Below are 19,267 nucleotides of genomic sequence, written 5' to 3' on the forward strand. Positions count from 1 at the left end.
GTTCTTTAGCGGCAATGGAGAAATCCTGTCAGCCGCTTTCAAATCTTTACCGCATGGACGGGATAATGGTGAACGGTTTACCCGGACAAACCACTGGCTCATCCCGTCAGGCTGCCACAGGAAGTGATAATAATGAGAACACGAACACAACATGAACCCTGGCTGTTGGCGCTGCTCAGCGTCGCCCGCCATTATCGCCTCGATTTCTCCGAAGAGAATGTCCGAGTTGCGGTGAATCAGGGCAACAATCACTCGGCCCGCGAAATCCAGGAAGATATCGCCCGTCAGCTCGGGCTGGGGCTACGTTACACGCCGCCCGACCTTTCGCTTATCGATCCCTGGCGACTGCCGCTAATAGCGGTGCTCGACAACGACGCCGTTGCGGTTATCTCACGCATGGATGGCGAGGGTAATTTTATCCTGCTGATGAGCGGCGACGGTGAACAGCAAACGGTGGTCAACCGCGAAGAGCTGGCCTCCCGCCTGACCTCGCTGGCCGTGGCCAGGCCGCAGGACACCATTCCCGACGTGCGTGTCGATGAGTACATCAAACCCTATAAGAAAAACTGGTTCTGGCAACTGGCGCTGAAAGACTGGCGGCGCTACAGCGATATTATGCTGGCCGCGCTGGTGGCTAACGTGCTGGCGCTGAGCGGTATGATTTTCTCGATGCAGGTGTATGACCGCGTGGTGCCCTCTCAGTCAGAGGCTACACTGTGGGTACTGTTTGGCGGCGTCATGCTGGCGATTCTGTTTGAATTTACCATGCGTATGATTCGTGTCCATGTTTCCGATATCGTCGGCAAAAGGGCCGATTTACGCATCTCGGACCGCGTCTTCGCACGCGCCTTGCGCCTGAAAAATAACGCCCGCTCCAAATCGACGGGGACCTTTATCTCGCAGCTGCGCGAGCTGGAATCGGTGCGCGAGCTGATCACCTCCACCACCATCAGTACGGTGAGTGACATCCCGTTCTTCCTGCTGTTTGTCTTCATCCTGTGGATGATTGGCGGCCCGCTGGTCTTCGTGGTGCTGCTGGCAATCCCGTTGCTGTTAATCCCTGGCATGTTGATTCAAAAACCGCTGTCCAAGCTGGCCAATGACGGTATGCGTGAAAGCGCGATCCGCAACGCCACGCTGGTGGAAGCGGTGCAGGGTATTGAAGACATCAAACTGCTGCGCGCTGAGCGCCGCTTCCAGAATCAGTGGAACAACAGCAACGATGTTGCCGCATCCATTAGCATGAAACAGCGTTGGCTGACTGGCCTGCTGATGACCTGGACGCAGGAGGTGCAGTCGATTGTTTATGCGGTGGTCTTGCTGGTGGGCTGCTATCTGGTGATGAGCGGTGATATGACGACTGGGGCACTGGTGGGAACCTCGATTCTGGCTTCGCGCACAATCGCGCCGTTGGCGCAAATCTCTGGCGTATTGTCGCGCTGGCAGGCGGCGAAAGTGGCGCGTAAAAGCCTTGATGAACTGATGAAGCGCCCGGTTGATCAGCCGGAGCCGCGCGAGCGCGTGCATCGTACCAATCTGAACGGTAACTACCTGCTGGAAAACGTCGGTTTTTACTACGACGAAGAGGAAAAAGTTAACGTCCTGACGATACCGAAGCTCGAGATTAAAGCCGGTGAGAAGGTGGCGATTCTTGGGCGCAACGGATCGGGGAAAAGTACGCTGCTGCAACTGCTGGCCGGGATGCAGGACCCGCAAACAGGCACCGTGTCGCTGGATGATATCAGTCTGCCGTTGCTGGATGTTGCCGATGTGCGTCGCGATATGGCATTCCTGAGCCAGAATGCGCGTCTCTTTTTTGGATCGGTGCGGGAAAACATCACGATGGGCAGACCGCTGGCCTCCGATGACGATATTCACCGCGCGCTAGCCATGAGCGGGGCGCTGGAGTTTGTGCGTCAGCAGAAAAATGGCCTCAACTATCAGATTCTGGAAGGAGGCTTTGGCCTTTCCGGTGGACAGCGACAGGCGTTGCTCCTGGCGCGCATGCTGATTACACAACCAAATATTGTGCTGATGGATGAGCCAACGGCCTGGCTGGATGAGATCAGTGAACAGCGTTTGATTGGTCATCTTGAGCAATGGATTGGGCGTCGCACGCTGGTGATTGCCACCCATCGGTTGGCGATCCTCCACCTTGTCGATCGCATTATCGTGCTGGATAAGGGCAAAGTGGTTATGGATGGCCCGCGCGATGTCATTCTCAAGCAGCAGCGCCCCGCTGAGGCAGCCAAACCGGCGCAATCCGTTCGGCGCGCCACGCTGAATCGCGCGGCCACAGACCGTAGCAAGGAGGAAACGGTATGAGACGTGAAGATCTCTATGATGGAAACTTTAACGAGCCTCCCTTGCCGCGTGCGACGATTGTCGCCTGGGCGCTGGCGCTGCTGCTGGCGCTCTTTGTGGTCTGGGCCTGGTTTTTCGAACTCGACGAGGTGACGACCGGTAGCGGAACCGTGGTGCCTTCCTCCCGCGAACAGATTATCCAGTCGCTGGAAGGCGGAATTTTAACGCGCCTTAGTGTGAAAGAGGGCGATATCGTTGAGCGCGGTCAGGTACTGGCGCAGCTCGATCGCACCAAGACGGAGTCCGGCGTGCAGGAGAGTATTTCCCGTTACAACGCTGCGCTGGCGCGCGCCGCGCGTTTAAATGCGGAAGTGAACGATACCCCACTGACCTTCCCGGAAGAGTTACATCACTATCCTTCGCTGATTGCGCAGGAAACACGTCTGTATGAATCGCGTCGCAGCAGTTTGACAGAAGGCATTAAGGGGCTTCGGGATGGCATTGTGCTGGTCGATCGCGAGCTGGCGATGACCCAACCGTTGGTTCGCAAAGGGGCGGCCAGTGACGTGGAAGTGCTGCGTCTGCAACGGCAAAAAAACGATCTCAACAGCCGTATCACCGAAATGAACACGCAATATTACGTTCGCGCGCGAGAAGAATTATCGAAAGCGGAAGAGGAAATTGCCGCCCAGCGCTCCGTCATTCGCGGGCGCACGGATTCGCTCGATCGTCTGGAATTTACTGCGCCGGTTACCGGTATTGTGAAAGATATCGAAGTGACCACCGTGGGCGGCGTTATCCCGCCGAATGGCAAATTAATGAGTATGGTACCGCTTGACGATCAGATGCTGATTGAAGCGCATATTTCACCGCGTGATGTCGCATTTATCCACCCCGGTCAGGAAGCGTTGGTAAAAATTACCGCTTATGATTACTCGATTTATGGCGGCTTAAAAGGTGAAGTGGTCATGATTTCGCCCGATACGATTCAGGATGATGTGAAGCGCGATGTGTACTATTACCGCGTTTATATTCGCACTGACCACAACTTTGTCGAGAATAAAAACGGCCATAAATCGCCTATTTTTCCTGGCATGATTGCGACGGTGGATATCCGTACCGGCAGCAAAACCGTGCTCGATTATTTGATCAAACCGTTTAATAAAGTGCAGGAAGCGCTGCGCGAACGGTGAGGGGACCCTCACCCTAACCCTCTCCCTCAGGGAGAGGGAACTGATCGAGCTAACGGTTAAATATGCGCGGTTTTCTCCCTCTCCCTGAGGGAGAGGGCCGGGGTGAGGGGGAAAGCTCACAAACCCACTCCCTCTCCCAATTTCCCACTAATTCCCCTGTTTTTTATTTCTCACCTGATAATACCTCCCGAAATTATATTAGCTAAATATTCATGTTTACTGTTTGTTTACTATTTTATCGCATGATCGTTTTGCGTTAATGAAATGTTTTATCAGGATTGTCTAATTTCGAATTCATCCACCAAATAAGCTAGCTTGATCCTGTTTTTACATTTTGTTACATGTGCCTGCTATTCATTTCTGAATATTTCAATAACGTATAAAACGCTTCACAAAGAAGCACGTATGAATAGTCCTTTTTGGTGTTTCATACTCTTAAAATTAAATATAATGATGGTGGCTTAATATGAAAAAAATTCTCGCAGTCGTTATTCCTGCCATTCTGGCCGCAGGCGCAGCACACGCAGCAGAAATCTATAACAAAGACGGAAATAAACTCGATTTATATGGCAAAGTTGACGCTCGCCATATTTTCTCTGACGACAAAGGCGCTGATGGCGATAACACCTATGTTCGTTTCGGTTTCAAAGGGGAAACGCAGATCAATGACCAACTGACCGGTTACGGCCAGTGGGAATACAACATTCAGGGCAACAAAACCGAAGACGGCGCTGACACCGCAACCCGTCTGGCGTTTGCCGGCCTGAACGCGGGCGAATACGGCAGCTTCGATTACGGCCGTAACTACGGCGTTATCTACGACGTTGAAGCCTGGACCGATATGCTGCCGGTCTTCGGCGGTGATTCGTACACCCAGACCGACGGCTTCATGACCGGTCGTGCGAACGGCCTCGCGACTTACCGTAACACCGGCTTCTTCGGCCTGGTTGACGGCCTGAACTTTGCCGTCCAGTACCAGGGCAAGAACGGTGGCAGCGGCGAAACTAACAACGGTCGCGATAACGTGCTGAAACAGAACGGCGAAGGTTGGGGCGGTTCCGTGTCTTACGAATTCGCTGAAGGCTTCGCAGCTTCTGCGGCGTACTCCGGTTCTAAGCGTACCGACCAACAGCAGCAATTCACGCGTACTCAAAACACGGCTGAACACGCAGAAGCCTGGGCGGGCGGTCTGAAATATGACGCGAACAACCTGTACCTGGCGGCGACCTATGCGGAAACCCGTAACATGACCGGTGGTTCGTATGATTCCAGTACCATCGCATTCGACAAAACTAAAAACATTGAACTGGTTGCTCAGTATCAGTTTGATTTCGGTCTGCGTCCGTCCCTCGCTTATCTGCAATCTCGCGGCGACCATAATGGTTCCGGCGATATGGATATCGTGAAATATATCGAAGTAGGTGCGAACTACTACTTCAACAAAAACATGGCCGTCTACGCAGATTATAAAATCAACCTGCTCGACAGCGATAATGCCAATGTTCAGCGTCAGGGTCTGAATACGGATAACCAGGTTGGTATCGGCGCTGTTTACCAGTTCTGATTAGCCTGAATACGCCAGCCTTTACGCTGGCGTAAGCTTTACTACCCTCTATGCCTGTTATTTGCCGGATGGCATTATGCTATCTGGCAAATACTTTTAGCCTTTTTCCTGCTGTCTTTATCTCTGTCATTCCATTATTATTGCGCGTCGAAAAAGTGCGCTGCGCAGGAAAGAGTGAGATTTTGCTGAAGACTATCCCATTACCGTTAACCCTTCTGATGGGCATGTTCCTGACAGGTTGTCACTCCTCACTTTCCAGTAATCCGGTTGATACGCTGGATACCAATACTTCGCTGCACACGCTCTGCGACGCCCCCTTAAATCAGCAAATAGCACAGCTTTCCCGCGACCATTTTGCCCGCCAGCGTTCCACCGCGCTGGTGATTGGCGTGATTTCACATAATCAGCCGCCACAACTCTTCAGCTACGGTTTTACTGATTCAGATAAACGCGTGCCGGTAACCGGCGATACGCTTTTCGCTGTGGGGTCGGTTACCAAAGGCGTGACCGCTGAAATTGCCGCATTACAGGTGCAGGAAAATAAGCTGGCGTGGCATTCGACGCTCCGGGAATTATTGCCATCTGAGAAAGAACTGAGCCCGGATGCGCAAAAAATTACCGTCGAGCAGCTTGCCAGCCATACGGCGGGCCTGCCAAGACAGGCTTATGATTTGCCGATGTTAGGCAAACTGGTGCGCTACATTTTTACCGGCGAACAGTTTTACGATGATCTGGATCGCGGTGAGTATCAGGATTATCTCAGCACCTTCCGTGCGCCGGATAACGTTCAGGTGAATTATTCCAATCTGGGTTACGCCATTTTAGACAGCGCGCTGGAACAAAATGCCTCGCGAACGATTCCCAACATGGCGCAGCAGGACATTTTCACTCCCCTAAAAATGACGCATACGGGTTACGTGCCGGAAAAACTCCCCGGCTATATTCTGCGCGCGCGCGGGCAGGCGGGGGATCAGCCAAAATTCGTCGCCCGTGGAGAAGTCGTGCCGGAGTGGCGCTTCAGCCATGATATGGTCGGCGCGGCGTCAATGTGGTCAACGGGCAATGACCTGCTGCGCTATTTGCAGGCACATCTCTCCGGTACCGGTGACACACAGCTGGACCACGCTTTTGCTGACGCCATGACCCTTCGTCGCTTCCAGAGCGATGATGACGCGGCGGCCCTGGGCTGGTTAGGCTATTCCGCCTATGGGCAAACCCTGCTCTATCAATCCGGTTTTATAGGTGGTTACAGCAGCTATATCGGCCTGGATAAACGCCACGGCAACGCCATCGTGGTGCTGCAAAACAGTTTTAACTGGCAGAACGACATTGGCCATCGCTTGTTGCTGCGCATGGCGGTTGCCAGCGATCATCCCCGGATCTGCGCAGCGCAGTAACCCGCGTGTCCGCTTGTTTAGACCTGGTTTAGCCCGCTTCTGTAACAATCCCTGTAGTAAAAATGGACGACTTCCTTCACGGAATTTGAAGGAAGACTACAAGGGATATTTATGCCAAAAACCATCCGCCACGCCGTACTCAGCTGTGTGCTGATTGCCTGCTCGTTGAGCCCCGCTTTCGCATCGGCTATTGCCGTTCGCGTTTCTACCGTTGAAAACGTCAGCCATGCCGCCGAGCGCCAGATACCGGGCCGTATCGAAGCGATTCATACCGTTGAGCTGCGCGCACGCATTGAGGGCGCGATTCACACCATTCATTTCCATGACGGCCAGTATGTGAAGCAGGGTGACCTGTTATTTGAACTGGATGACGCGGAACATCAGGCGGCATTGCGCTTAGCGCAGGCAGAGCTAAACAGCGCGCAAGCCACGTTACGTCAGGCTCAGCAAGTGCTCAATCGCTATCAAAGCCTGAAAAGCAGCGACGCCATTAGCCGTAACGATGTGGATAACGCTCGTATGCAGCGCGATGTCGCCAGCGCCGCCGTCGCACAGGCCAGCGCGCGCGTGGAGGCACGGAAGGTCACGCTGGGCTATACGCGCATTACCTCCCCGGTAAATGGCCGTATTGGTCACACACAATTTCATGTCGGCAGTCTGGTGAGCCCATCCAGCGGTACGCTGGTTGATGTGGTGCAGCTCGACCCTATTCGCATCGCGTTCGCGCTGGAAGAGCAGGTCTTCGCCAGCAAAGTCGATCGTCATGCGGACGTTGGTGCGCTGAAAAAAGCGTGGCTGGCGCAGATTGAGGTGGGCGATGCACGCGAAGACGGCGTGCTGACGTCAGTGGATAATCGTATTGACCCGCGTACCGCCAGCGTCACGCTGCGCGCGGAATTTGCCAATCCACGTCATCGTCTGCTGCCGGGCGGCAGTATTAACGTTTGGCTCCGCCCGCAGGAGGCACAGCAGGTGGTCACGCTGCCCGCAGCCGCGGTCATGCAAAACGGCGACGGGTTCTACACCTGGGTTATCTCAAAGGACGATACTGCCGAAAAACGCCCGCTCAAATTAGCCGGGCAGATTGGACAGGCTTATCAGGTGCTGGAAGGCGTGAAAGCCGGTGAGCGCGTGGTGGTCGAGGGTGTGCAGCGCGTGCAAAACGGCGCTGCGGTCCAGGTGCTGAATTAAGGAGCCGCTATGCTGACTTTCTTTATTAAGCGCCCCCGCTTCGCGATGGTGATTGCGCTGGTCATTACCCTGCTGGGCGCGATTGCCCTGAAGATTATTCCGGTCGAACAGTACCCGCAAATCACGCCGCCGGTAGTTAACGTCAGCGCCAGCTGGCCAGGTGCCAGCGCGACCGACGTAGCAGAAGCCATCGCCACGCCGCTGGAAACCCAGCTAAATGGCGTCGATCATATGCTTTATATGGAATCGACCAGTTCTGATGAAGGCAGCTACAGCCTTAGCATCACCTTTGCTGCCGGAACCGATCCCGATCTCGCGGCGATTGACGTACAAAACCGCGTCTCGCAGGCACTGGCACAGCTCCCCGCCGAGGCGCAGCAGAATGGCGTCCAGGTGCGTAAGCGGGCGACCAATCTGATGATGGGCGTGAGTTTATATTCACCGAATCAATCTCACTCGCCAGAGTTTGTCAGCAACTATGCCAGTACCCAGGTGCGTGAAGCGCTGGCGCGTTTGCCGGGTGTTGGACAAGTGCAGATGTTCGGCGCCAGGGATTACAGCATGCGTATCTGGCTGCGTCCGGATCGCATGAACGCGCTTAATATTACGACCGATGATATTTCGCAGGCGCTGCGTGAGCAAAACGTGCAGGGTGCTGCCGGGCAAATTGGTACGCCGCCGGTCTTTAACGGTCAGCAGCAGACCTTGACCATCAAAGGGCTGGGGCGACTAAATGAGGTTGAAGCGTTTCGCCATATCATTGTGCGTACCGGCGAAAACGGCCAGCGCGTGCGGCTGGAAGATGTCGCGACCATCGAACTGGGCGCGCGCAACTATAACGCAGGCGCGCAGCTGAATGGCCACGATTCTGCCTATCTCGGTATTTACCCTACGCCGTCGGCGAATGCGCTTAACGTAGCGGAAAGCGTGCGTGCCGAGCTGGAACGGCTGGGCGCGCGTTTCCCGGCGGATTTAACCTATGAAGTGAAATTCGATACCACCCGTTTTGTCGCGGCGACGATAAAAGAGATTGGGGTATCGCTGGCGCTCACGCTGCTGGCGGTTGTGGTCGTGGTTTCGCTGTTTCTGCAAAGCTGGCGTGCGACGCTCATTGTTGCACTGGCGATCCCTGTTTCGCTGGTGGGGACCTTTGCGGTGCTTTATCTGCTGGGGTATACCGCCAACACATTGAGTTTATTCGCGATTATTCTGGCGCTGACCATGGTCGTGGACGACGCCATTGTGGTGGTCGAAAACGTCGAATCGCTTATGGCAGAAGGCATGAATCGCCGGGACGCCACGGCGAAAGCGTTGCAGCAAATCGCCGGGCCGGTGATCGCCACGTCGCTGGTATTGCTGGCGGTGTTTGTGCCGGTAGCCTTGCTGCCGGGGATCGTCGGCGAGCTGTATCGTCAGTTTGCCGTCACGCTGTCGGCGGCGGTGGTGTTGTCGAGCCTGGTGGCGCTGACGCTCACGCCCGCCCTGTGCGCATTATTGCTTCGTCCGCGCGCTGAGCGCCCGGCGCTGATATTCCGTGGGTTTAATCGTGGGCTGGAAGCCACGCGCCGCATTTATGTTCGGCTGGTGGGGCTGTTCAATCTGCGCCCGCAGCTGGCATTGCTGGCGATAGGCATTGCGGCGGCGGTCACTGCATTTTGTTTCAGCAGCATGCCGAAAGGTTTTCTGCCGCAGGAAGATCAGGGCTACTTCTTTGCCAGCGTGCAGTTACCGGATTCCGCTTCGCTTGAGCGCACGGAGGCGGTAATGGCGCAGGCACGGCAAATTATCGTGGAGAACCCGGCGGTGAGCGACGTTATCCAGGTTTCTGGTTTTAATATTCTCAACGGCACCACCGCGTCGAGCGGCGGGTTTATGTCCGTCATGCTGAAAGAGTGGCACGAGCGCGCGCCGCTGGAGGCGGTGATGGCGTCGCTTCAGCAGCAGCTTTTTGCGCTACCGGAAGCGACCATTATGACCTTCGCCCCCGCCACATTGCCGGGGTTGGGTAATGCATCCGGTTTCGACCTGCGTATTCAGGCGCAGGCCGGACAGTCACCGGATGAACTGGAGAAAGTGACTCAGCAGGTGCTGCGCAAAGCTAATCAGCATGCGCAACTAAACCGGGTCTTCACCACCTGGAGCAGCAACGTGCCGCAGTTGACGCTCACCGTTGACCGCGAGCGCGCGGCGCGGCTGGATGTCCCGGTCTCGCAAATCTTTAATAGCCTGCAAACGGCTTTCGGCGGCACTCGCGCCGGGGATTTCACTATCAACAACCGCTCGTATCACGTGGTGATGCAAAACGAAATGCAGTGGCGGGAACGCGCCGAGCAAATCAGCGAGCTCTACGTTCGCAGCACCGGCGGCGATCGCGTGCGCCTGAGCAACCTCGTGACCATCACGCCAACCGTCGGCGCGCCATTCCTGCAACAGTACAACCAGTTTCCATCGGTGTCGGTGAGCGGATCGGCAGCGGCGGGCGTCAGCAGCAGCACCGCCATGACCGCGATGGCGCAGATTCTGGAAGAATCGCTGCCGGAAGGTTACAGCTACGCCTGGAGCGGAATCTCCTATCAGGAGCAGCAGACGGGAAATCAGGCCATCTGGATTGTGCTGGCGGCGGTGGTGATGGCGTGGCTGTTCCTCGTCGCCCAGTACGAAAGCTGGACGCTGCCAGCAAGCGTGATGCTCTCGGTGCTGGTCGCTATCGGTGGTGCGCTCACCTGGTTGTGGATTGCCGGGTACGCCAACGACGTTTATGTGCAGATTGGTCTGGTATTGTTAATCGCTCTGGCGGCGAAAAACGCCATTCTGATCGTCGAGTTTGCCCGTACGCGGCGGGAAGAAGGGATGTCGATTGTGGATGCCGCGCGCGAAGGCGCGTCACGCCGCTTCCGTGCCGTGATGATGACGGCCGTCTCGTTCATTATTGGCGTCACGCCGATGGTGCTGGCGACGGGGGCCGGAGCGCAAAGCCGCCGCATCATTGGTACCACCGTATTCAGCGGCATGCTGGTGGCGACGGTGGTGGGAATTGTGTTTATCCCTGCGCTGTATGTGCTGTTCCAGCGTTTACGCGAGTGGGCGTACGCGAAGGCGGCATAACCGGTTTGGCCCGGTCAGCGGAGACCGGGCCGTGCGGTTTATTTCCCGACGCGCGCCTGTAAGGCCGCTGGATAACGCTCACCCACGATGCGCACGGTTTCCAGCGCCTGGGTGATTTTTTGCAAATCGGCTGGTGCGAGGACCACTTCTGCTGCCCCCAGGTTTTCCTCCAGACGATGCAGTTTGGTGGTGCCGGGAATCGGCACGATCCACGGTTTTTGCGCCAGCAGCCAGGCGAGGGCGATTTGCGCAGGCGTCACGTTTTGCGCTTTGGACAACTCACCGATAAGCCGTACCAGCTGCTCGTTAGCTTCACGCGCCTCGGCGGCAAAACGCGGCACTTTGCTGCGGAAATCGTCATCGCCGAAGGTGGTATTGGCGGTGATTGCGCCGGTCAAAAAGCCTTTGCCCAAAGGGCTAAACGGCACAAAACCAATCCCCAGTTCTTCCAGTAGCGGCAGAATCGCCTGTTCCGGCTCGCGCCACCACATGGAATATTCACTTTGCAGCGCGGCGACGGGCTGCACCGCATGCGCGCGGCGAATCGTCTCGACACCCGCTTCGGACAAACCAAAGTGTTTTACTTTGCCTTCGGCAATCAAATCTTTCACTACGCCAGCGACATCTTCAATCGGCACTTCCGGGTCAACACGGTGCTGGTAGAGCAGGTCGATAACATCGGTTTTCAGCCGTTTGAGCGAACCTTCAACGGCAACGCGGATGTGTTCCGGGCGGCTGTTGAGGATCTGCTGTTTGTTATCGTCGCCAAAGGTGAAGCCGAATTTGGTGGCGATGACCACCTGGTCGCGAAACGGGGCCAACGCTTCGCCCACCACTTCTTCATTAATATACGGGCCGTAAACTTCTGCGGTATCGAAGAAGGTAACGCCGCGTGAGACGGCGGCGCGAATCAGCTCAATCGCCTGTTTACGATCGGTCGCCGGGCCATAGCCGAAGCTGAGTCCCATGCAGCCGAGACCAAGGGCGGAGACTTCCAGCCCTGACTTGCCAAGTATGCGTTTGTTCATGATTGCGCTCCTGAGAGGGAATTTGCTGTGGGAAGAAGCATAGCGCAACGGGATTCATGTGATTAGACAGGGTGAATCGCTAGAGTTTATGAATCTGGATCATAAATCGCGCAATCAGGCATATCGCGCGCGATTGACCCATGACAAGGCAGCGCTGTTCGTCTGCTCCGTATAATCAGGCCTGTTTGCTCACTGATGGTATGAAAAAATGGCTTATCAACTTAACCTTAACTGGCCGGAGTTTCTTGAGAAATACTGGCAGAAAAAACCTGTTGTACTGAAGAAAGCGTTCGCTGACTTTGTTGATCCGATCACCCCGGATGAACTGGCTGGCCTGGCGATGGAACCCGAAGTCGACAGCCGACTGGTAAGCCATGCCAACGGAAAATGGCAGGCGAGCAATGGCCCGTTTGAGCATTTCGATGGCTTAGGCGAGACGGGCTGGTCGCTGCTGGCGCAGGCAGTGAACCACTGGCACGCGCCATCGGCGGAGCTGGTGCGTCCGTTCCGCGTCCTGCCGGACTGGCGTCTGGACGATTTAATGATCTCCTTCTCTGTACCGGGCGGCGGCGTGGGCCCGCATATCGATCAGTATGATGTGTTTATTATTCAGGGCATGGGCAGCCGTCGCTGGCGCGTGGGTGACAAACTGCCGATGCGTCAGTTCTGCCCGCATCCGGCGCTGTTGCACGTCGATCCGTTTGAGCCGATCATCGATGAAGATCTGGAGCCGGGCGATATTCTCTATATTCCACCGGGATTCCCTCACGACGGCTTTACCCATGAAACAGCGTTGAACTATTCCGTTGGCTTCCGAGGGCCAAACGGACGCGATCTGATCAGCAGTTTCGCTGATTACGCGCTGGAAAACGATCTCGGCAGCGAACACTACAGCGATCCGGATCTCACCGTACGTGAACACGCTGGCCGCATTGAAGAGTATGAACTTGAGCGCCTGCGCGGAATGATGATCGAGATGATCAGCAAGCCGGACGATTTTAAGCAGTGGTTTGGTAGCTTTGTGACTACGCCGCGTCATGAGCTGGATATCGCCCCGGCAGAGCCGCCTTATGAGCCGCAGGAAGTGGTAGACGCGCTGATGGACGGAGAAACGCTGGTGCGTTTGAACGGGCTGCGTGTGCTGAGCGTGAGCGGCAGCGTGTTCGTTAACAGCGAACCGCTGGACGTCAGCGACGCGGCGGCGGCAGATGCGCTCTCCCGCTACACGACGCTTGGCAAGGCTGAGCTGGGCGAGGCGTTAACCAACCCGGTGTTTGCTGAAGAGCTGACGGCGTTGATTAATCAGGGATATTGGTTCTTCGACGAGTAATATAGCGTCCGATTATCTGTAGGCCGGGTAAGGCGCAGCCGCCACCCGGCAATCCTCACCCCCCCATTTTGCATTTCCCTAACATACGCGGTATAACAACACCTTCATCTGGATGTTTAGATGTCCATACGTTTAGAAGGTCATAATGCAAACAACACAACAACAAGGTGGGCAACTCAAGCGCACCATGAAAACGCGCCACCTGATTATGCTGTCGCTGGGTGGGGTTATTGGCACAGGGCTGTTTTTCAACACGGGTTATATCATTTCGACCACTGGCGCGGCGGGAACATTGCTGGCCTATCTGATTGGCGCGCTGGTCGTCTGGCTGGTGATGCAATGCCTCGGCGAGCTCTCCGTGGCGATGCCGGAAACCGGGGCATTTCATGTTTACGCATCCCGCTATCTCGGCCCGGCAACTGGTTACACCGTCGCCTGGCTTTACTGGCTTACCTGGACGGTCGCGCTGGGTTCCAGCTTCACCGCCGCCGGGTTCTGTATGCAATACTGGTTCCCGCAGGTACCCATCTGGGCCTGGTGTCTGGTGTTCTGCGTGCTGATTTACGGCCTGAACGTTATCTCTACGCGCTTCTTTGCTGAAGGTGAATTCTGGTTCTCGCTGGTCAAAGTTATCACCATCATTGCCTTTATTATCCTGGGCGGCGCGGCTATCTTCGGTTTTATTCCAATGCAGGATGGCTCACCCGCGCCGGGGCTGCATAATCTCACCGCAGAAGGCTGGTTCCCGCACGGCGGATTACCCATCCTGATGACCATGGTGGCGGTAAACTTTGCCTTCTCCGGCACCGAGCTTATCGGCATCGCCGCCGGGGAAACGGAAAATCCGCACAAAGTGATCCCGGTTGCCATTCGCACCACCATTGCCCGCTTAATCATCTTCTTTATCGGTACCGTTTTTGTGCTGGCGGCGCTGATCCCAATGCACCAGGCGGGGGTTGAGAAAAGCCCGTTTGTACTGGTCTTCGAAAAGGTGGGCATTCCGTATGCGGCAGATATCTTTAATTTTGTCATTCTGACGGCGATTCTGTCGGCGGCGAACTCGGGGCTTTATGCGTCCGGGCGCATGTTGTGGTCGCTTTCCAATGAACGTACGTTGCCGCACTGTTTTTCCCGCGTCAGCAAAAACGGCGTGCCGCTGGTGGCGCTGTCGGTCAGTATGCTGGGCGGGGTACTGGCGCTCTTTTCCAGCATCATCGCGCCGGATACGGTATTTGTCGCCCTGTCGGCGATTTCTGGTTTTGCCGTGGTGGCGGTGTGGCTCAGCATTTGTGCCTCGCACTTTGTCTTCCGTCGCCGCCATCTGCAACAGGGCCGGGCGCTTAGCGAACTGCAGTACCGCGCGCCGTGGTATCCGCTGGTGCCGGTGCCGGTGCCGGTGCTGGGCTTTATCCTTTGCCTGGTTGCCTGCGTGGGCCTGGCATTTGACCCGAGCCAGCGCATCGCGCTCTATTGCGGGTTGCCGTTTGTCGCGCTGTGTTATGGCGCTTATTATCTGACGCGTTCCCGTCAGCCTGTTCAGGAGATCCAACATGTCGCAGAGTAATCCATTAACCGCCATTCTCGACGCAGAGCCGTTTGTATTGCTGGACGGCGCGATGGCCACCGAACTGGAAGGGCGCGGCTGTAATCTGGCGGATAGCCTGTGGTCAGCGAAAGTGTTGATGGAAAACCCAACGCTGATTCGCGATGTGCATCTCGACTATTTCCGCGTCGGGGCGCGGGTGGCGATCAGTGCCAGCTATCAGGCGACCCCCGCAGGCTTTGCCGCGCGTGGGCTGGATGAAGCGCAGTCTCGGGCGTTGATTGCCCGCAGCGTGGCGCTGGCCCAGGAGGCACGCGAGTTCTATCAGACGGAAAATTCGCAGGCGGGAACGTTGCTGGTGGCCGGCTCGGTTGGGCCGTATGGCGCGTATCTGGCGGATGGTTCGGAATATCGCGGTGATTATCAGCGCAGCGCGGAAGAATTTCAGGCATTCCATCGCCCTCGCGTAGACGCGTTGCTGGAGGCGGGGGCCGATTTGCTGGCCTGCGAAACGCTGCCGTCATTTGCGGAGATTTCGGCGCTGGCGGAACTACTCACGGCATACCCGACGGCGCGCGCCTGGTTTTCGTTCACCCTGCGCGATGCGCAGCACCTCAGCGACGGCACACCGCTGCGTGATGTCATCGCCACGCTGGCCCGTTACCCGCAGGTGATTGCGGTAGGCATTAACTGTATCGCGCTGGAAAACACTAACGACGCGCTACGCCATCTGCATAGCCTGACGCCGCTGCCACTGGTGGTGTATCCGAACTCCGGCGAGCATTATGACGCGGTGAGTAAAACCTGGCACCACCACGGCGAGGCGTGCGATACCTTAGCGCACCATTTGCCGCAGTGGCAGGCGGCGGGGGCGCGGTTAATTGGCGGCTGCTGCCGCACGACGCCTGCGGATATCGCCGCATTGAAACGCCTTCGTTAGCCCTTGTCGGATGGCGTCGCCGCCATCCGATATTTTCCTTCCCCATATCTTATCTATCTAATCCCACTTTTTTTCTAAAAACGAAAAGGCATTAACAAGACGTTTTAATTCCTTTAACAAAATTCCGCGCCCGGAAATACTGCACCCATAACAAGACACAGAGGGAGCAGACAATGGCTATTTCATCGCGTATTTCACTCTTCGCCGCCGCAGCACTGATCGCATTTCAGGCGCAGGCCGTGGACGTTACCATCGCATACCAGACTTCCGCCGAACCGGCGAAAGTCGCACAGGCGGATGACACCTTCAGCAAACTGAGCGGCGCAAAACCTGACTGGCGCAAGTTCGACAGCGGCGCGAGCATCGTTCGCGCGCTGGCCTCTGGCGATGTTCAGATTGGCAACCTGGGTTCCAGCCCGCTCGCGGTGGCCGCCAGTCAGCAGGTGCCAATTGAAGTGTTCCTGCTCGCCTCGCAGCTCGGTAATTCCGAAGCGCTGGTGGTGAAGAAAAACATCACCAAACCAGAAGATTTAATCGGTAAACGTATTGCCGTGCCGTTTATCTCCACCACTCACTACAGCCTGCTGGCTGCGCTGAAACACTGGGGCATTAAGCCAGGCCAGGTACAAATTCTTAATCTTCAGCCACCGGCGATTATTGCCGCCTGGCAGCGTGGCGATATCGATGGCGCATACGTCTGGGCACCGGCGGTGAATGAGCTGGAAAAAGACGGCACGGTGCTGACCGATTCCGAAAAAGTAGGCCAGTGGGGTTCGCCAACGCTGGATGTATGGGTCGTGCGTAAAGACTTCGCCGAGAAGCATCCTGACGTGGTGCGTGCCTTCGCGAAAAGCGCGATTGATGCCCAGCGCGGCTATATCGACAACCCGGAAGCCTGGCTGAAACAGCCGGATAACATCAGCAAACTGGCGCGCTTAAGCGGAGTGCCGGAAAGCGATGTCCCGGGGCTGGTGAAGGGTAATACCTATCTGACCGCCGACCAGCAGGTGAAGGAGCTGAACGGCCCGGTTAATAAGGCGATTATCGACACCGCCGAGTTCCTTAAAGCGCAGGGTAAAGTGCCGGCGGCGGCGACGGATTACAGCCAGTACGTGACCGATCGCTTTGTGAAATAAGGAGTCTGTAAGGAGTCTGTGATGCTGCAACTTTCTCATCTTTATGCCGATTACGGCGGCAAACCGGCGCTGGAGGATATCAACCTCACGCTGGACAGCGGTGAACTGCTGGTGGTGCTTGGCCCGTCAGGCTGCGGCAAAACCACGCTGCTGAACCTGATTGCCGGATTTGTACCGTATCAGCAGGGCAGCATCACGCTGGGTGGAAAACGTGTAGAAGGGCCGGGTGCAGAGCGCGGTGTGGTTTTCCAGAACGAAGGGCTGCTGCCGTGGCGCAACGTGCAGGATAACATCGCGCTGGGTCTTCAACTGAACGGAATGGCGAAGACGGAACGGCTGGAAATCGCCCGAGAAATGCTGAAGAAAGTCGGGCTGGAAGGGGCGGAAAAACGCTTTATCTGGCAGCTTTCCGGCGGACAGCGCCAGCGTGTGGGTATCGCCCGGGCGCTGGCCGCGAATCCGCAGCTGTTGTTGCTGGATGAACCGTTCGGGGCGCTGGATGCCTTTACCCGTGAACAAATGCAAACCCTGCTGCTGAAGCTGTGGAATGACACCGGCAAGCAGGTAATGCTGATTACACACGATATAGAAGAAGCGGTCTTTTTGGCGACCGAGCTGGTGCTGCTTTCGCCGGGGCCGGGAAGGGTGATGGAGCGTCTGCCGCTGGAATTTGCTCGTCGTTATGTCGCCGGGGAGTCCTGCCGCAGCATTAAATCGGACCCGCAGTTTATCGCCATGCGCGAGTACGTTCTGAGTCGCGTATTTGAACAACGGGAGGCCTTCTCATGAGCGTAGTTGCTAATGATAAACCGCGCCTGAAAACGGTGAAGTGGCGCTGGCCGCTTTCCCGCCAGATAACCCTAAGCCTGGCGACGCTGCTGGTGCTGTTAACGGTGTGGTGGGGCGTGGCTGCCCTGCAACTTATCAGCCCGCTGTTTCTGCCGCCGCCGGGGCAGGTACTGCAAAAACTGATAACCATTGCCGGGCCGCAGGGCTTTATGGATGCCACGCTGTGGCAGCACCTTTCGGCGAGCCTGGCCCGTATTCTGGTCGCGCTGCTGGCGGCCGTATTGATTGGCGTTCCTGTGGGGATCGCGATGGGCCTGAACGCCACGGTGCGCGGCATTCTGGATCCGATCATTGAGCTTTACCGCCCGGTGCCGCCGCTGGCCTATCTGCCGTTGATGGTTATCTGGTTCGGTATCGGGGAAACCTCGAAGATCTTGCTGATCTACCTGGCGATTTTCGCGCCCGTTGCGATGTCGGCGCTGGCAGGCGTGAAGAGCGCGCAGCAGGTACGCATTCGGGCTGCGCAGTCGCTGGGTGCCAGCCGCCTTCAGGTGCTGTGGTATGTGATTCTGCCTGGCGCGCTGCCGGAAATCCTCACCGGGTTGCGTATTGGCCTGGGCGTAGGCTGGTCGACGCTGGTCGCGGCTGAACTGATTGCCGCCACGCGCGGGTTAGGTTTTATGGTGCAATCTGCTGGCGAGTTTTTAGCGACCGACGTCGTGCTGGCAGGCATTGCGGTGATTGCGATTATCGCGTTTGTTTTAGAACTGGGGCTGCGCGCGTTGCAGCGTCGTCTGACGCCCTGGCATGGAGAAGTGCAATGAGTGAACGTCTGACCGTCACCCCGCTGGGGCCTTACATTGGTGCTGAAATTAGCGGCGTTGACTTAACGCGCCCGCTGAACGATAACCAGTTTGAGCAACTTTATCATGCGATGCTGCGCCATCAGGTCATTTTCCTGCGCAATCAGGTGATTACCCCTGAGCTACAGCGTGACCTGGCATTGCGATTTGGCGATCTGCATATTCACCCGGTCTATCCTCATGCGCCAGGTGTAGAGGAAATTATCGTTCTGGATACGCATGACAACAATCCGCCGGATAATGATAACTGGCATACCGATGTGACGTTTATCGAAACGCCGCCTGCGGGCGCGATCCTGGCGTCAAAAGAGCTACCCTCCACCGGTGGCGATACGCTTTGGACCAGCGGCATTGCGGCGTGGGAGGCGCTTTCTGAGCCGTTCCGTAAACTGTTAAGCGGCTTGCAGGCGGAGCACGATTTCAAGAAATCATTCCAGGAATACAAATACCGCAAAACCGAAGAAGAGCATCAGCGCTGGCTGGAAGCGGTGGCCAAACACCCGCCGCTGCTGCATCCGGTGGTGCGCACGCATCCGGTAACCGGTAAGCAGGCGTTGTTCGTCAATGAAGGTTTTACGACGCGAATTGTGGATGTCTCGGAGAAAGAGAGCGAGGCGCTGCTGAACTTCTTGTTTGCGCACGTCACGAAACCGGAGTTTCAGGTACGCTGGCGCTGGCAGCCGAACGATGTGGCGATTTGGGATAACCGCGTCACGCAGCACTATGCCAATGCCGATTATTTGCCGCAGCGCCGGATTATGCACCGGGCGACGATTCTGGGGGATAAGCCTTTTTATCGGGCTTGATGGGGGATATGTGCGGGCTGATGCCCTCACCCCGGCCCTCTCCCACAGGGAGAGGGAGAAAACCGGTCCCCTCTCCCT

Annotated in this window: 14 protein-coding genes; 13 read left to right on the plus strand and 1 reads right to left on the minus strand. The window is 56.5% G+C overall.

Annotation, left to right across the window (positions count from 1 at the left end; genetic code table 11):
- Nucleotides 1-132: 132 nt before the first annotated feature.
- From AC1MKH_RS05160 to AC1MKH_RS05185, 6 genes are all read left to right on the plus strand, one after another.
- Nucleotides 133-2,325: a type I secretion system permease/ATPase gene (locus tag AC1MKH_RS05160; protein WP_276222680.1), complete on the plus strand. Its 2,193-nt coding sequence runs from the start codon at nt 133-135 to the stop codon at nt 2,323-2,325.
- A complete protein-coding gene (locus AC1MKH_RS05165; RefSeq protein ID WP_276222678.1) occupies nt 2,322-3,497 on the plus strand; it encodes a beta-barrel domain-containing protein in 1,176 nt (391 codons plus the stop codon). Before AC1MKH_RS05160 ends, AC1MKH_RS05165 begins: the two co-directional genes overlap by 4 nt.
- Nucleotides 3,498-3,963: 466 nt before the next feature.
- Complete coding sequence (gene ompC, locus AC1MKH_RS05170; protein WP_276222677.1) at nt 3,964-5,061, plus strand: porin OmpC; 1,098 nt, start codon at nt 3,964-3,966, stop codon at nt 5,059-5,061.
- Nucleotides 5,062-5,243: 182 nt separating this feature from the next.
- Nucleotides 5,244-6,458: a serine hydrolase domain-containing protein gene (locus tag AC1MKH_RS05175; RefSeq protein ID WP_276222674.1), complete on the plus strand. Its 1,215-nt coding sequence runs from the start codon at nt 5,244-5,246 to the stop codon at nt 6,456-6,458.
- A gap of 111 nt (nt 6,459-6,569) precedes the next feature.
- Nucleotides 6,570-7,649, plus strand: a complete 1,080-nt coding sequence (locus AC1MKH_RS05180; protein WP_276222672.1) for an efflux RND transporter periplasmic adaptor subunit — start codon at nt 6,570-6,572, stop codon at nt 7,647-7,649.
- Nucleotides 7,650-7,658: 9 nt separating this feature from the next.
- Nucleotides 7,659-10,754, plus strand: a complete 3,096-nt coding sequence (locus AC1MKH_RS05185) for an efflux RND transporter permease subunit (protein ID WP_276222671.1) — start codon at nt 7,659-7,661, stop codon at nt 10,752-10,754.
- A gap of 38 nt (nt 10,755-10,792) precedes the next feature.
- Here AC1MKH_RS05185 and AC1MKH_RS05190 read toward each other — a convergent pair whose 3' ends face one another.
- Nucleotides 10,793-11,782: an aldo/keto reductase gene (locus tag AC1MKH_RS05190; protein WP_276222669.1), complete on the minus strand. Its 990-nt coding sequence runs from the start codon at nt 11,780-11,782 to the stop codon at nt 10,793-10,795.
- A 208-nt stretch (nt 11,783-11,990) separates the two neighbouring features.
- On the opposite strand from AC1MKH_RS05190, the gene AC1MKH_RS05195 reads away from it, so the two are divergent.
- From AC1MKH_RS05195 to tauD, 7 genes are all read left to right on the plus strand, one after another.
- Nucleotides 11,991-13,112, plus strand: coding sequence for a ribosomal protein uL16 3-hydroxylase (locus tag AC1MKH_RS05195; RefSeq protein ID WP_149463552.1), 1,122 nt, complete (start codon nt 11,991-11,993; stop codon nt 13,110-13,112).
- A gap of 145 nt (nt 13,113-13,257) precedes the next feature.
- Nucleotides 13,258-14,676: an S-methylmethionine permease gene (gene mmuP, locus AC1MKH_RS05200; RefSeq protein WP_276222665.1), complete on the plus strand. Its 1,419-nt coding sequence runs from the start codon at nt 13,258-13,260 to the stop codon at nt 14,674-14,676.
- Entirely contained in the window at nt 14,663-15,595 is a 933-nt protein-coding gene (gene mmuM / locus AC1MKH_RS05205; RefSeq protein WP_276222664.1) for a homocysteine S-methyltransferase, read from the plus strand. Before mmuP ends, mmuM begins: the two co-directional genes overlap by 14 nt.
- A 173-nt stretch (nt 15,596-15,768) precedes the next feature.
- Complete coding sequence (gene tauA, locus AC1MKH_RS05210) at nt 15,769-16,731, plus strand: taurine ABC transporter substrate-binding protein (RefSeq protein WP_149463549.1); 963 nt, start codon at nt 15,769-15,771, stop codon at nt 16,729-16,731.
- Between the two features lie 21 nt (nt 16,732-16,752).
- On the plus strand, nt 16,753-17,520 hold the full coding sequence (gene tauB, locus AC1MKH_RS05215) for a taurine ABC transporter ATP-binding subunit (RefSeq protein ID WP_276222659.1): 768 nt from the start codon (nt 16,753-16,755) through the stop codon (nt 17,518-17,520).
- A complete protein-coding gene (gene tauC / locus AC1MKH_RS05220; RefSeq protein WP_276222657.1) occupies nt 17,517-18,344 on the plus strand; it encodes a taurine ABC transporter permease TauC in 828 nt (275 codons plus the stop codon). Before tauB ends, tauC begins: the two co-directional genes overlap by 4 nt.
- Nucleotides 18,341-19,189 carry a taurine dioxygenase gene (gene tauD / locus AC1MKH_RS05225; protein ID WP_015965656.1) on the plus strand — a complete coding sequence of 283 codons (849 nt, stop codon included), beginning with the start codon at nt 18,341-18,343 and terminating at the stop codon, nt 19,187-19,189. Before tauC ends, tauD begins: the two co-directional genes overlap by 4 nt.
- Nucleotides 19,190-19,267: the final 78 nt, after the last annotated feature.

This window comes from Pseudocitrobacter sp. CD920760, assembly GCF_057782505.1.

What these genes read in the sequence shown, in the direction of transcription:
- tauD (WP_015965656.1), top strand. Translation starts at nt 18,341, where the DNA reads ATGAGTGAACGTCTGACCGTCACCCCGCTGGGGCCTTACATTGGTGCT.
- tauB (WP_276222659.1), top strand. Translation starts at nt 16,753, where the DNA reads ATGCTGCAACTTTCTCATCTTTATGCCGATTACGGCGGCAAACCGGCG.
- AC1MKH_RS05195 (WP_149463552.1), top strand. Translation starts at nt 11,991, where the DNA reads ATGGCTTATCAACTTAACCTTAACTGGCCGGAGTTTCTTGAGAAATAC.
- AC1MKH_RS05190 (WP_276222669.1), bottom strand. Translation starts at nt 11,782, where the DNA reads ATGAACAAACGCATACTTGGCAAGTCAGGGCTGGAAGTCTCCGCCCTT.
- ompC (WP_276222677.1), top strand. Translation starts at nt 3,964, where the DNA reads ATGAAAAAAATTCTCGCAGTCGTTATTCCTGCCATTCTGGCCGCAGGC.
- AC1MKH_RS05185 (WP_276222671.1), top strand. Translation starts at nt 7,659, where the DNA reads ATGCTGACTTTCTTTATTAAGCGCCCCCGCTTCGCGATGGTGATTGCG.
- mmuP (WP_276222665.1), top strand. Translation starts at nt 13,258, where the DNA reads ATGCAAACAACACAACAACAAGGTGGGCAACTCAAGCGCACCATGAAA.
- AC1MKH_RS05165 (WP_276222678.1), top strand. Translation starts at nt 2,322, where the DNA reads ATGAGACGTGAAGATCTCTATGATGGAAACTTTAACGAGCCTCCCTTG.
- AC1MKH_RS05160 (WP_276222680.1), top strand. Translation starts at nt 133, where the DNA reads ATGAGAACACGAACACAACATGAACCCTGGCTGTTGGCGCTGCTCAGC.
- tauC (WP_276222657.1), top strand. Translation starts at nt 17,517, where the DNA reads ATGAGCGTAGTTGCTAATGATAAACCGCGCCTGAAAACGGTGAAGTGG.
- AC1MKH_RS05180 (WP_276222672.1), top strand. Translation starts at nt 6,570, where the DNA reads ATGCCAAAAACCATCCGCCACGCCGTACTCAGCTGTGTGCTGATTGCC.
- mmuM (WP_276222664.1), top strand. Translation starts at nt 14,663, where the DNA reads ATGTCGCAGAGTAATCCATTAACCGCCATTCTCGACGCAGAGCCGTTT.
- tauA (WP_149463549.1), top strand. Translation starts at nt 15,769, where the DNA reads ATGGCTATTTCATCGCGTATTTCACTCTTCGCCGCCGCAGCACTGATC.